Source organism: Pseudomonas sp. SJZ074 (assembly GCF_007828215.1).
GTDB lineage: Bacteria > Pseudomonadota > Gammaproteobacteria > Pseudomonadales > Pseudomonadaceae > Aquipseudomonas.
This window is the reverse complement of sequence record NZ_VIUE01000005.1, coordinates 84,422-97,337: the sequence shown is the minus strand read 5'-3', so window position 1 is coordinate 97,337 and position 12,916 is coordinate 84,422. Positions and strand designations below refer to the sequence as shown.

The 12,916-nt window shown below is 61.4% G+C and carries 10 protein-coding genes; 3 read left to right on the top strand and 7 right to left on the bottom strand.

The features are described 5' to 3' along the window. Positions 1–292: 292 nt before the first annotated feature. Complete coding sequence (locus FBX99_RS08410; protein ID WP_144922957.1) at positions 293–1,492, top strand: benzoate/H(+) symporter BenE family transporter; 1,200 nt, start codon at positions 293–295, stop codon at positions 1,490–1,492. Positions 1,493–1,525: 33 nt separating this feature from the next. Here FBX99_RS08410 and FBX99_RS08405 read toward each other — a convergent pair whose 3' ends face one another. Continuing rightward, positions 1,526–2,545: a Glu/Leu/Phe/Val dehydrogenase dimerization domain-containing protein gene (locus tag FBX99_RS08405; protein ID WP_041022375.1), complete on the bottom strand. Its 1,020-nt coding sequence runs from the start codon at positions 2,543–2,545 to the stop codon at positions 1,526–1,528. A 184-nt stretch (positions 2,546–2,729) separates the two neighbouring features. Here FBX99_RS08405 and FBX99_RS08400 point away from each other — a divergent pair, with 184 nt between their 5' ends. Next, the gene (locus FBX99_RS08400) at positions 2,730–3,533 is read left to right on the top strand and encodes a SirB1 family protein (protein WP_144922954.1); all 804 of its coding nucleotides are present in this window, start codon (positions 2,730–2,732) and stop codon (positions 3,531–3,533) included. Positions 3,534–3,674: 141 nt separating this feature from the next. Here the strand turns inward: FBX99_RS08400 and maiA are convergent, their stop codons facing one another. Genes maiA through hmgA form a run of 3 tightly spaced genes read right to left on the bottom strand, consistent with a single transcriptional unit; the run spans position 3,675 to position 6,937 of the window. After that, complete coding sequence (gene maiA / locus FBX99_RS08395) at positions 3,675–4,316, bottom strand: maleylacetoacetate isomerase (protein ID WP_144922951.1); 642 nt, start codon at positions 4,314–4,316, stop codon at positions 3,675–3,677. Between the two features lie 9 nt (positions 4,317–4,325). After that, positions 4,326–5,630 carry a fumarylacetoacetase gene (fahA, locus tag FBX99_RS08390; RefSeq protein ID WP_145131221.1) on the bottom strand — a complete coding sequence of 435 codons (1,305 nt, stop codon included), beginning with the start codon at positions 5,628–5,630 and terminating at the stop codon, positions 4,326–4,328. A gap of 2 nt (positions 5,631–5,632) precedes the next feature. Beyond that, the gene (gene hmgA, locus FBX99_RS08385) at positions 5,633–6,937 is read right to left on the bottom strand and encodes a homogentisate 1,2-dioxygenase (protein WP_144922945.1); all 1,305 of its coding nucleotides are present in this window, start codon (positions 6,935–6,937) and stop codon (positions 5,633–5,635) included. Between the two features lie 116 nt (positions 6,938–7,053). Between hmgA and FBX99_RS08380 the strand changes: the two genes are divergently transcribed. Continuing rightward, complete coding sequence (locus tag FBX99_RS08380; protein ID WP_144922942.1) at positions 7,054–7,875, top strand: IclR family transcriptional regulator; 822 nt, start codon at positions 7,054–7,056, stop codon at positions 7,873–7,875. On the opposite strand, the gene FBX99_RS08375 is transcribed toward FBX99_RS08380, so the two are convergent. The 3 genes from FBX99_RS08375 to FBX99_RS08365 all read right to left on the bottom strand — a co-directional run bounded on the left by FBX99_RS08375 (position 7,840) and on the right by FBX99_RS08365 (position 12,901). Beyond that, positions 7,840–8,541 carry a hypothetical protein gene (locus FBX99_RS08375; protein ID WP_144922939.1) on the bottom strand — a complete coding sequence of 234 codons (702 nt, stop codon included), beginning with the start codon at positions 8,539–8,541 and terminating at the stop codon, positions 7,840–7,842. The two genes, FBX99_RS08380 and FBX99_RS08375, sit on opposite strands and share 36 nt — an antisense overlap. Before the next feature lie 256 nt (positions 8,542–8,797). Then, a complete protein-coding gene (locus tag FBX99_RS08370; RefSeq protein WP_145131219.1) occupies positions 8,798–11,350 on the bottom strand; it encodes a LuxR C-terminal-related transcriptional regulator in 2,553 nt (850 codons plus the stop codon). A gap of 183 nt (positions 11,351–11,533) precedes the next feature. Next, positions 11,534–12,901: a DUF1329 domain-containing protein gene (locus tag FBX99_RS08365; protein WP_144922933.1), complete on the bottom strand. Its 1,368-nt coding sequence runs from the start codon at positions 12,899–12,901 to the stop codon at positions 11,534–11,536. Positions 12,902–12,916 lie beyond the last annotated feature (15 nt).

Genomic DNA, 12,916 nt, shown 5'->3' with positions numbered 1-12,916 from the left:
ATGAATTTTCGAGCATATCACATCGAAGCGAAGCCACTTGAAACGGAAACATTCGAATAATTGAGTCGATTGATTCGATATCCAATGATCAAGCGACGCTTATACAGCGATTCATTAAAAATAAATTTTCAATAGATTCAGTTATTTAAACAAAAACTGATGCTAAACATCGCGAAACCTACGGACGAACCATTGAATCAATTCAATTCGGTGAAATACACTCACAAATAATCGAATCAATCGACTCAACCCTCCCCGATCACTGCGCGTTCCTGCGCCAAGTCGAGACACCATGGCCACAATCAGAAAGGATCTATCCCTGTCAGCGATCATCGCCGGCTTTATCGCCGTGATCATTTCCTATGCAGGTCCCCTCATCATCGTGTTCCAGGCAGCCAAGGAGGCACATCTGGCCGACGACGTGGTGTCCTCATGGATCTGGGCCATTTCCATCGGCAGCGGGATCACCGGCCTCTTCCTGAGCTGGCGCCTGCGTATTCCGGTGATCACCGCCTGGTCGACTCCGGGCGCGGCGTTATTGGTGTCGATGCTGCCGACCGTCACTCTGCCCCAGGCCATCGGCGCCTACGTGGTGGCGTCGTTGATCATTGCCGTGGTGGGTCTGTCCGGCGCGTTCGACAAACTGATGAGCCGCCTGCCCAAAGCCATCGCCGCCGCCATGCTCGCCGGCATCCTGTTCCGCTTCGGCGCAGAGCTGTTCACTTCGATCAAGCTGCAGCCGTCGTTGGTGTTGTCGATGATCGCGGTGTACCTGATCTGCAAGCGCTTTTCGCCACGCTACGCGATTCTGTCGGTGTTGGTGGTCGGTTGCGCGATGGCCGCCGCATCCGGGGAGCTCAACAGCGGCTCAATCACCATTGCAGTGGCTCATCCGGTCTTTATCGTCCCTGAATGGAGCTGGCATGCAATCTTCAATATTGGCCTGCCATTGGCGCTGGTGACGTTGACCGGCCAGTACGTACCGGGTATGGCGGTGTTACGGACCGCGGGCTACAACACACCGGCGCGCTCCATCATTTCGGTCACCGCGATTGGCGCGGCCCTGATGGCGCCCTTCGGCTCCCACGGTCTGAACCTGGCGGCCATTACCGCAGCGATCTGCACCGGTCGCGAAGCCCATGAGGACCGTGACAAACGCTACATCGCCGGTATCGCCTGCGGGCTGTTCTACATTCTGATGGGCATCTTCGGCGCGACGCTGGCCTCGGTGTTTTCCGCCCTGCCGAAAGAATTGATCGCCTCGCTCGCCGGTCTTGCCCTGTTCGGCGCAATCAGCGCCGGGCTGACCGGCGCCATGGCGGACGAAAAGCAGCGGGAAGCAGCCCTGATGACTTTCCTGGTGACCGCATCGGGCATGAGTTTCCTGGGGCTGGCCGCGGCATTCTGGGGCCTGATCTTCGGCCTTGTGGCGCATTTCGTGCTGACTCATACCCGGCAAAGCGAAACCGCCATCATCGCCGCAGGCAAGTGATCGTGACGGCTCAAGGTCCGCTGCGAGCCGTTTTTATCGATACAGCAAGCGCTCCGCCAATTCATCCGCCACCCGGGCCGGGGAGCGTTTCTCCGCCTGGGCATGGGCGAAGACTTCCGTCAGCCGGGCAGCGATTTTCGACAGATGGGCCGTGATGGTCGGCAGTTCTTCGCCGCGATGCTTGAGGGCGACGTAGATCAGGCCGCCGGAGTTGATCACATAATCCGGCGCGTAGAGAATCCCGCGCCTTTCCAATTGATCGGCCACTTGCAGGTTACTCAGCTGGTTATGGGCCGAGCCGGCCACGGCCGAGCAACGCAACTGCGCCACGCTGTGGCTGTTGAGCACACCGCCCAGGCCGCAGGGAGCGAGAATATCGCAAGGGGTGCTGAGCAACGCATCGTTGGCAATCGGGTGGGCGCCCAGTTGCTCCATTGCCAGTTGCACCTTGCCGGGGTCGATGTCGCTGACCAGAAGTTCGGCACCGGCCGCATGCAACTGCTCGGCCAGGGCGTACCCGACATTGCCCAGGCCCTGGATCGCCACGCGCAGGCTTTCAAGATTATCGCTGCCCAGCCGGGCCATGGCCGTGGCACGAATACCGGCAAACACGCCCATCGCCGCGTGGGGTGCCGGGTCGCCCGAGGCGGTGGTGCTGGTGACATGACGGGTCTGTTGGGCGATGCAATCCATGTCGGCCACCGAGGTTCCGCTGTCGATGGCGGTGATGTACCGGCCGTCCAGTTGCTCGATACAGCGGCCAAAGGCTTCGAACAACGCGGCTCGGCTTTCGACATGGGCCGGCCGCATGATCACCGCCACCCCACCGCCCACCGGCAGGCCGGCCAAGGCGGCTTTGTAGCTCATGCCCTGAGCCAGGCGCACGGCATCGACCACGGCACTTTCATCGTCGGGGTAGGATAGATAACGACATCCCCCCAAGGCTGGCCCTGGGCGGCTGCTATGAATGGCAATGACCGCCTTCAACCCGGTTGTCGGGTCTACGCTCAAGTGCAGCGATTCAAGGCGGGAGCTTTGCATGAGCGCAAACATCGACAGGCTCCCGAATCACTTCTGTTTGTTTCGCCAGTATAGGCGCGTAGCTGAAATTTGCTGGAGCACGCCGGAATAAGCTGCCCCGACTCTCATCTTTTCGGGCATAACCGTTACCACATCTCTCTGAGACTGGACGAAAGCCCATGGCAGAGCTAAAACGAGGCAATGTCCGGAGAGTGTGATGAAACCGCGCCAAGCCTTTTTTGAATGTCTGCACCGGTCGCCTGCGGCGCTGTTCGAAGCGGCGTTGTGGATCGCTGCCGAGCATGACCGCAACGTCGACGTACCAGCTTTGCTGAAGGATTTCAGGGATCTGCAACAGCGGGTCAGCCATGACCTGCCCCTGCTGCCCGCCGCGGAGCTGGGCCAGCCCTTGTTGCGCTGCCTGAATAACCTGGGGTTCGCCCAGGACGACTTCACACCCCTGCGTCCACGGGCAGCGCTGCTCGACAAGGTATTGGCCAGGAAGCGCGGCCAACCGCTGGCCCTCGCCCTGATTGCCCTGGAACTGGCCCGAGGCCTGGAAATACCGATGGTCGGAGTCAATTTTCCCGGCCACTTCCTGCTCCGGGTGCCCGGTGCCGATCACTTGCTCGATCCATGCGGCGGTCGCCGGCTGTATCCCAATGACTGCCGGGAACTGTTGCAACGCCAATATGGCTCGAACATGCCGCTCAAGGCTGAACACCTGGTCAGCGCCGAGCCGCTGCAGATGCTCCAGCGCCTGTCACGCAATCTACGGCAGTTGCATCTGACCAACGACGAGTACATCGACGCACTGATCGATGCCGAACGGGTCCTGGAACTGGGCAACGCCAGCGCCGCCGATTACCTGGCCCGCGCCAGCCTGTACCAGCGGCTCGACTGTCCCAATGCCGAACGCTTCGACCTGGAACATGCGCTGATGCTCAGCGACGATCCGATCCAGCGGATCCGGCTGACGGAACGTCTGGGACATCTGCCGCCGAATTCGATTGTGCATTGATCTGCAGGACTGGCAGCATTCTTGTTGACTGTCAGGCCGCCATCGCGAGCAGGCTCGCTCCCACACAGGACCGCGTGCAACGCGAACCAAAATGTGGGAGCGAACCTGCTCGCGATAGCGTCACATCAGCCAGCCCCAATCTCAGCTGGCAGGAGTATCCACCTGATTCGCCGGATGCGCTTTCTGGAACGCAGCATGGGCAGCCGCCAGCGCCGCAACACGACGAATCCGCGGATACCCTTGCAAGGACACGTTGAAACGCTCAGCCGCATACAACTGCGGGATCAGGTAGACGTCCGCCAACCCTGGCGCGGGGCCGAAACAGTAGCCTTCGTCGCCGATCAACTGCTCCACCGCCGCCAGCCCCTGGCTGATCCAGTGCCCGATCCACTCCGTCACCTGCGTTTCATCATGCCCCCACTGCCGCAGTTTGTTGAGCACGCTGACGTTGTGCAGGGGGTGAATGTCGCAACCGATCAGGGCGGCGACGCCACGTTCATGAGCTCGAACCGCCAGGTCCGGGCTGAGCAGCGGCACCTGTGGATAACGCTCCTCCAGGTACTCGATGATGGCAGGCGATTGCACCAGCAGCGCCCCCTCATCGGTGCGCAGCGCCGGTACCCGCCCTTGCGGGTTGATCGCGAGGTAGGCCGGCTGACGATGTTCGCCCCCCAGCGGTGCGATCAGGTTGACCGGCACGGCACGGTAATCCAGCCCCTTGAGTGCCAGGACGATGCGCACCCGATAAGACGAGGTGGAGCGGTAATAGGTATAGAGTTCCATGCTTGCTCCTCACCGCGCCGGCAGGATCTTGCCCCGGCATTCGCCGAAACCGATGGATGCGACACCGTCACGGCTGCAACGGGCCCGCAGGATGATTTCGTCGCCATCCTCAAGGAATTTGCGCACTTCGCCGGACGCCAGTTCGACGGGTTTCCTGCCGCCTTCGGTGATCTCCAGCAAGCTGCCGAACTGACCGTTTTCCGGCCCCGACAACGTACCCGAGCCGAACAGGTCGCCGGCCTGCAGCTGGCAGCCATTGACGCTGTGGTGTGCGACCATTTGCGCCACGGTCCAATACATGTAGCGGGTGTTGCTCAAGGTCAGGCGATGGGCCGGCAGGTTCTGCTCACGCATGGTTTCGGTCAGCAGCAGGACTTCCAATTCGATATCAAAGGCGCCGCCGTCCTGGTCACGCTTGTCCAGCAGGTACGGCAGCGGTTGCGGATCGCCTGCCGGCCGCGCCGGTTGAGGGCGACGGAACGGTTCCAGGGCCTCAGCCGTCACGACCCACGGCGAGATACTGGTCAGGAAGCTCTTCGACAGAAAAGGCCCAAGGGGCTGGTATTCCCAGGCCTGGATGTCCCGCGCTGACCAATCGTTGAGCAGGCAGAACCCGCCGATGTGGTCGGCGGCATCACCGATGGCGATGGGCTCGCCCAGTGCATTGCCCTTGCCGATCCAGATCCCCAGCTCCAGTTCGTAGTCCAGCCGCGCGCAGGGGCCGAAGGTCGGCTCGGCCTGGCCGGCGGGCAGGGTCTGGCCCTTGGGGCGGCGCACATCGGTGCCAGACGGGCGGATGGTCGAGGCGCGACCGTGGTAACCGATGGGCACGTATTTGTAGTTGGGCAACAGCGGGTTATCGGGACGAAACAGCTTGCCGACGTTCTGCGCATGTTCGATGCCGACGTAGAAGTCGGTGTAGTCGTTGATTTTCGCTGGCAGGTGCATCCGACAATCCGTCGCCAGAGGAAGCATCTTCGCCCCTTGGGCCAGGATCTGCTCGCGTTGCGCACTGTCTTCGCTCAGCAAGGTCAGCAGCCGTTCGCGCAAGGCCACCCGGGCATTGCGACCCAGCTCGAAAAATGCGTTCAACTGGCCGCCGCTCATGGCTTCGACGGCTTCACGCGCCGCGCCATCGAACAGGCCGGCCTGCAGCGCGGCCTGCAAATCGAACACATGGTCGCCAATGGCAACACCGCTACGGGGAGCACCGCCGCCGACGCTGAAGATCCCCAGCGGCAGGTTCTGCAGCGGGAAATCGGCATGGCCGTTGGCGGAGGCAACCCAGCTACGGGCAGGGGAAACTTGGGTCATGATTATCTCCGGGTCGGGTCGAACGTGACGGGCAGCGAAGCCCAACAGGCATCGTAGTCGGTTTGCAGTTGCGGGCAGTCCAGGGCGAAACGGCTCGGGCGCAGCACCTGGCTGGTTTCGAACATGAAGGCCATGGTGTTATCGATTTTCACCGGGGACAGCTCGGCATTGATCGCCTTGGTGCAGGTTTCGCCGTCCGGACCATGGGCGCTCATGCAACTGTGCAAGGACGCGCCCCCCGGCAGGAAACCTTCGGCCTTGGCATCGTAGGCGCCCTGGATCAGCCCCATGAATTCGTTCATCAGGTTGCGGTGGAACCACGGCGGACGGAAGGTTTTTTCCGCCACCATCCAGCGCGGCGGGAAGATCACGAAGTCGAGGTTGGCCAGGCCATGGACGCTGGTGGGCGAGGTCAATACCGTGAAGATCGAAGGGTCCGGATGATCGAAGCTGACCGTGCCGATAGTGTTGAACCGGCGCAGGTCATACTTGTACGGCACGTTGTTGCCGTGCCAGGCCACGACGTCGAACGGCGAATGATCCAGTTCGCAAGCCCACAACTCACCGAGGAACTTCTGCACCAGCGTGGTCGGCTGCGGGAGGTTCTCGTAATGCGCGACCGGCGCCAGGAAGTCCCGTGGGTTGGCCAGGCCGTTGCTACCGATGGGGCCGAGATCAGGCAGGCGCAACGGCGCGCCATGGTTCTCGGCGAGGTAGCCGCGAGCCTGCGGATCGAGCAGCTCGACGCGAAATTTCAGACCGCGAGGCAGCACGGCGATTTCCAGCGGCGCCAGCTCCAGTATCCCCAGCTCGGTGATGATCCGCAGTCGCCCCGACTGCGGCACGATCAGCCACTCGCCGTCGGCATTGAAGAACACCCGCTCCATGGAGCGGGTGGCCCGGTAGTGAAAGATGCTGATGCCGGCGGGCTTGTCCTGGCCGGCATTGGCCGCCATGCGCACCAGCCCGTCGATGAAGTCGGTGGGGTCGGCGGGGATGTCCAACGGGTTCCAGCGCAGGCGATTGGGGGTGACCTCGCCCAGCGCCCCGCCGGCCAGTTGGTGTTCCAGCTTGACGAAAGCCGGATGGTTGGCCGATGGCCGAATGCGATACATCCAGGTACGCCGCGCCTCGCTGCGCGCCATGGTGAACGCCGTACCGGAAAACAACTCGGCGTAGAGACCATACGGGGCCTTTTGCGGGGAGTTCTGACCGGCAGGTAGCGCGCCGGGCAGCGCTTCACTGGCAAACTCGTTGCCGAAGCCCGATTGGTACGCCAGCTCGGACGCTGTGGAATCGAGGTTCATGGAGCCTCCTGAACACCTGTTGTTTTTATCGTAATTCGATTACGCATAACGTAATTTGCTCGACGACGACCGTCAAGCTATAAAGACGCCCACTCGCTCCCGGATCCAGCGCCCCCATGGAAACCCCGCTCAATAACGGTAAACAGAAAGTCCGCTCGGCCGAAGTCGGCACCGACATTCTCAAGGCCCTGGCCGAACTCTCCCCCTCCACGTCGCTGTCGCGCCTGGCCGAACACGTGCAGATGCCGGCGAGCAAGGTTCATCGATACCTGCAGGCCTTGATTGCCAGTGGGTTCGCCGAACAGAACACCGCCACCAACCATTACGGCCTGGGGCGCGAAGCCTTGCGGGTGGGCCTGGCGGCGCTGAACGGCATGGACGTGCTGCAAGTGGCCGCCCTGCCCCTGGCGGAGCTGCGGGACGACTTGAACGAAACCTGTTTCCTGGCGGTGTGGGGCAATCACGGCGCGACCGTGGTACGGATCGAACCCGCCGTGCGCGCCGTGACCGTGGTGACGCAACTGGGTTCGGTGTTACCGCTGCTCAGTTCCTCCACCGGACTGGTGTTCAGCGCCTATCTGCCGGAACGCGAAACCATCGGGTTGCGCGAACAGGAAGTAGCAGGCATCGGCAATCATGCGCTGGCCGACGACCGCACCTATGCCTCCTTGTGCGAGCAGATCCGCGGTCGGGGACTGCACCACGTACATGGCTTGCTGATGCCGGGCGTGGACGCCCTTTCCGCGCCGGTCTTCAATGCCGTCGGCCAGATAACGGCCGTCATGACCATCGTCGGCCCGACCTCATTGTTCCATGCCGATGAGAATGGCCCGGCGGCCCAACGACTGTTGGCGGCGACCCGGGCCGTGAGTTGGCGGATGGGGTATGAGTCCGGCCCGGGATCAGCCCAGCAAGTCCGGAACCATCCGGATCAGTAAGTCATTGATATGCGCGGTGGTCAGCCAAGGATGCAAATGTTCGTCGGGCCCACTGAAGGCGACAGCATGAATCGTCTGGTGACTGCCGTTCGAGTGGTAAGGAATTTCATCCTGTTCGAAATGGCCCAGTAGATATGCAGCCAGATTTTGAGAGGACGACACCACCCGTTCGCCAAAGCCGTGGATGACAAAACTGGTGACGTAGACTTCATCGAGATCCACGCCGGGCAGATGCCTGTTCAACGCCTGCTGAAGATCTTCAATCGTCAGCGGCTTGATCGTGCGCCAAGACAGATCCATTGAGGGGTTTTCGGCAAGGCCGGTCACGATCTCCATGACAATGCGTTCAAACTCGATCAGATCCAGAGTCTTTGTCCGGTCCTCGTCGGCGAAGGAATAACGCTTGCTGAACACATTGCTGAGCCCTTGCGTGTAATGAGGCAATACTTGTTCTGCGACGCAACCCAGCGCGACATCGAACAAGGTCTCGGAAGAGTGGACCTTTGCGCTCGAAACATCGACCAATGTTGTCAAGTAGTTGGCATGGGGATTGATTCCTCGGGCCTCCAGAGCCAGGCCCAACAGTACCCGCACGGCAAAGTCCACACGGGTTTTTTTGAGCGCGAGAAGCCTTTCAGAGTGAGAGGAAAACAGCTGCAGATTCATAAGCATCCTTGTCTTGTCATTTTGTTCGAACTTCCTGTTCGATCCATTATTGATATTCGCCCAGGCCGGGCTCAGTTGATAAAGCGAGCGAGTAGAACAACCCCGCGTAACTTCAACAGGGTCGTTATACACCAGGGCTCGCGTTTATCGCGAAAAGGCAAATGTAAGCGTGCGTGAAGACTTGCAAACAGTTATCTCAGAACAGTGTCCTGATCGAAAAAACCGGACTTGTAATACTAGGCTTTTCGTACAGAGCCTAACCCATAACGCCCATGACCTTGGCCTTCGCCACCGCCTGGGTACGTCGCTGCACGCCCAATTTGCTATGTATCCGCCGCGCATGGGTTTTGACCGTGTGCAGTGAAATGAACAACCGCTCGGCAATTTGCTGATTGGAATGACCTTGGGCAATCAGCTCCAGGACTTCCAACTCTCGCTGGCTGAGCAAGGCTCCTTCAGCAATGACAGCCGGCTGTCCGACGGGCTCCACCGACTGCGCCCAACGCAACAGTTCCGGCTGGCGCAAGCGCAGCTCGCACAAGGCTTGCTGGGCGCGCCAACAGGCGACTCGCTCAAGGCCTTCTTGCATCAGAACACGGGCCTGGGAATGATCGCCGGACAGCCAGACGACTTCGGCCAACGCCAAATGCAGCTCGGTTTCCAGCCCGTGCATGCCACAGCACTGCGCCTGGGCAATCATGACCTGCAGTCGGGCCTGCGGATCCTGCCCCCGCTGCAGGTAGACCTCGGCCAATACCTGTAAGTATTCAAGCCGCGGAATCAACTCCAGAGTCGCTGGCGGCGCGTGTTTGGCCTGTGGGCCGCGAAAATGCCGCAAGACGCGGGTCAACGCTTCATGGGCCAGCTCCGGGCGGCCTTGCTGCAACCAGAACTGGCAACTGGTCTGCAGCAATACGCCACGGTACACGGTATCGGGAATATGCCGCTGCTGCATGACCCGCTCGGCTTCTCGAAGTTGCACGAACGCCTCACCGTAGTCGCCCTGGTTGGCGGCCAGGCTGGCCTTGCCGAGAAAGCCATAGAGCACTTGTTTGTCCTGGCTGTGCAAGCTCGTTTCCAGGCCCGCTTGAAACTGCTCCGCTGCCTGCTCTTCAAAACCCATGCGCAATGCCAGGCGCCCACGTCGCAGGGCAATGCGTCCCAGCAACGGGGAAAAGTCCTGACCTGGCTTTTCGAGCAACGCCTGGATCTCGCTCAGCAAATGGTCGGCCCGATGGGGCGCGCCGCGTTGCTCCAGCAATTGGGCGTGATCCAGCTCCAATAACCCCTCGAACACCAGCGAGCCTTGTGCACGCGCCAGGCACAGCGCCTGGCGATTGATCCACTGGGCCGACGCCAACTCGCCCTTGAGCAACGCCTGCTGTGTCAGTCCCGACTGGCACAGCAGCCGTGAAGCCCAGGCCTCCGGATCCAGGCTGCTCTGGGCTTGCAGAAAATGTTCGTTCGCCTGATCCCCCTCACCTGCCAGGTGCCATAGCCAGCCACTGAGGACCTGCCACCGCGCGACCAATTGGCGCTGCTGGCACGCCTTGGGCTGGGGCGCAAACCTGGCCAGTTGTTCGATACACGCCGATGCCTGGTCGAAGCGTCCGGCGAACAGCAGCGCGGCGGTAACCAAACCCACCGATTGCGGCGTACCCAGCGTCAGCGCTTCACCCTGTCGATCATGCAAGTCCAGTAACAGCACCACGGTGCGACGCTGCAAGACGTGCTCGAAATTCAGGTGTTGCAAGAGGCTGACGGCGGTTTCGAACTCTTCAGCCAGCATTGCCTGCTCGAACGCCATGGGCCAATCCTGCTCGGCCGCGAACCACTGGCAGGCCCGTCGATGCCAGGAGCGCCCTTGCGGCCACGGCTCCTCACGCACCAGCCGGGCCAGGGCCGGGAATATCTGCAACCAGTCCGAAGACTGTTCCCACGGCTCGATAAAGCACCCCAGGTCCAACAACAAGGGAAGACATTCCGCCCCCACCGTGTCACCGAACAAATGCTCGCACAGCCGCGCATTGAATCGCGGCAGATGGGCCAGCACGCGCCAGGCCTGTGCCAGGTCCGGGGTCAGCGCGCTGAACAACTCGTGTTCGAGGTAATCAAGCAAGGTGCCGGGGCGTCCCGTCGATGCGTGGCGGCGTGCCCACTCGCAACGCTCAAGCAAGGCGATGCGCACGCCCGCGCACCAGCCACCGCTGCGCTGTATCACCTCGCGGGCCGTACGGGCCGCCAGAGGACCGGGAAGATGACCGAGCAACGGTTGGATATCGTCAAGGCTGAACACCAGCGCCTTCGCGTCGAATTCGTGCAGTTCGTCATCGAGCAACAAGCGCAACCAGTTACAGTGTGGACGCCGACGGCCATTGAGCCACAGGTGCAGCGCCGGGCTGCTGGCGTTCAGCAGACGGTCGAGAAACTGGTCCAGCTCGGGATTGGGTACCCGGCAATAATCATCCAGGAACAGCCAGGTCGGCGTTTGCAAGCGCGCCAGATGGGACAACAGCGCCGCCTCCTCCAGCACCGGCAACCCGAGGGTCTGCGCCAATTGCTCGCACATCTGCTTCGCGTCCAGCGCCGCGCCCCCCAGCGGCAACCAATGCAACCGAGATCCAGCGGGAGCCTGCAGGAAACACTCGGCGAACAGCGCACTCTTGCCACTGCCCGCCGGCGCGCAGAGCAGCTTTATCCGTGCTTCGGACGTGAGCAAGGGCTCGCTCAGAGACCGGCGCGGCACATGCGTCGAAGACAGGCGCGGCAGCAATCCAGGACGGTCCGGACACGGGGTCATGGCGGTCATGTGTGAGGGTCCTTTTTATTGTTGTCTCATCACCCTAGTCCTGTGTCACCGACCTTTGGAGAAGTATTCAGCGCGCTGATCGCGGCCCATAAGGAAACGACCGGAGGGGTACCCTTGTGGCGAGGGGATAAATCCCCTAGCCACAGATAAATCCCCTCGCCACAATCAGAAGACCACCGAGGCTTAACGAACCCCACTCGAACGTAGCGCCGCCGGCGTGTAGTCGGCTGCCCTGGCCTCGAAACCATACTCATAGCTGTGCTTCTCTTCGTTCTTCATGCCCAGCGCAATGTAGCGGCCGGCGATGATGTCGTAGAGCGTCTCGAGGGTGTAGGCGGGGTTCTGGTGGTCGTAGTAAAACTGCGCATGCCCTTCGGCCACACGCCACAACTGGCCACGGCCGTCGTAGTGATCCACCAGCGCCGCCTGCCAGCTGTCTTCGTCGAAATACATGTGGCGCTTGGCATAGATGTGCCGCTCGTTGGGCTTGACCGTACCGATCACTTCCCAGACCCGGTGCAACTCGTAGCGGGTCAGGTCCTGGTTGATGTGGCCAGCCTTGATCACGTCGTCGTACTTGAGGCTCGGTGAATCGAGCTTGTAGCTGTTGTACGGAATGTACATTTCCTTCTTGCCGACCAGCTGCCAGTCGTAGCGGTCCGGTGCACCAGAGAACAGGTCGAAGTTGTCGGAAGTACGCAACCCGTCGGCGGCGGTGCCCGGGCCGTCGTAGGCCACCTGCGGGGCGCGGCGCACACGGCGCTGGCCGGCGTTGTAGATCCAGGCCAGGCGTGGCTCCTTCACCTGATCGAGGGTTTCATGCACCAGCAGCACGTTGCCGGCCAGGCGTGCTGGGGCGGTGACTTCCTGCTTGAAATAGGTCAGCACGTTGCTGGCTTTTTCCGGGTCGGCGTCCTTGATCAGGGCCGGCACAGCAGCTTCCTCTTCGAAACGGATCGGCGTGAAGCTGCCGTTGGTCTGCGGTGTGGCCTGGGTGATGATGCGCCGCAGGTTGCCACCGTGATAACGGGTGATGTGGTTCCAGATGACTTCCACCCCGTTCTTGGGAATCGGAAACGCGTAGTAGCGGTTGCCGGTGAAATTGGCCAGGCCGTTACCGTCGTTGATCGCCGTGACATTGAGCGCACTGCGCTTGGCCGATTCGTAGATTTCCGGCGGCAGCCCTACGCTGCGATGGGTCGGATAGACCGGGATCTTGTAGGTTTCCGGGTAGCGCTTGAACATCGCCACCTGGCCTTCGGAAAGCTTGTCCTTGTACTTGTCCACCGTCGCGGCGGTGATGATGAACAACGGCTTCTCATTGGCGAACGGATCCGCCAGAAAGCCTTTGCTGTCCACGGCACCGGCGTTTTTCGGGATACCACCGGTCCAGGCCGGGATCGAACCATCGGCGTTACCGGCTTTCTCCGCGCCCAGCGGCGTCAGGCTGGTGCCCAGTTTGTTCGCCTCGTCCGGCGAAACCGCCGCCATCACGTTTGCGGCCAGCAGGCTCAAAGCCAGGGCACCGCATTGCAGGATCATCTTGCGCATAGGGTTTTCCTTGTC

Coding starts and splice junctions, on each gene's coding strand:
- maiA (WP_144922951.1), bottom strand. CDS start 4,316: ATGGAACTCTATACCTATTACCGCTCCACCTCGTCTTATCGGGTGCGC.
- FBX99_RS08380 (WP_144922942.1), top strand. CDS start 7,054: ATGGAAACCCCGCTCAATAACGGTAAACAGAAAGTCCGCTCGGCCGAA.
- FBX99_RS08410 (WP_144922957.1), top strand. CDS start 293: ATGGCCACAATCAGAAAGGATCTATCCCTGTCAGCGATCATCGCCGGC.
- hmgA (WP_144922945.1), bottom strand. CDS start 6,937: ATGAACCTCGATTCCACAGCGTCCGAGCTGGCGTACCAATCGGGCTTC.
- FBX99_RS08375 (WP_144922939.1), bottom strand. CDS start 8,541: ATGAATCTGCAGCTGTTTTCCTCTCACTCTGAAAGGCTTCTCGCGCTC.
- FBX99_RS08365 (WP_144922933.1), bottom strand. CDS start 12,901: ATGCGCAAGATGATCCTGCAATGCGGTGCCCTGGCTTTGAGCCTGCTG.
- fahA (WP_145131221.1), bottom strand. CDS start 5,630: ATGACCCAAGTTTCCCCTGCCCGTAGCTGGGTTGCCTCCGCCAACGGC.
- FBX99_RS08405 (WP_041022375.1), bottom strand. CDS start 2,545: ATGTTTGCGCTCATGCAAAGCTCCCGCCTTGAATCGCTGCACTTGAGC.
- FBX99_RS08370 (WP_145131219.1), bottom strand. CDS start 11,350: ATGACCGCCATGACCCCGTGTCCGGACCGTCCTGGATTGCTGCCGCGC.
- FBX99_RS08400 (WP_144922954.1), top strand. CDS start 2,730: ATGAAACCGCGCCAAGCCTTTTTTGAATGTCTGCACCGGTCGCCTGCG.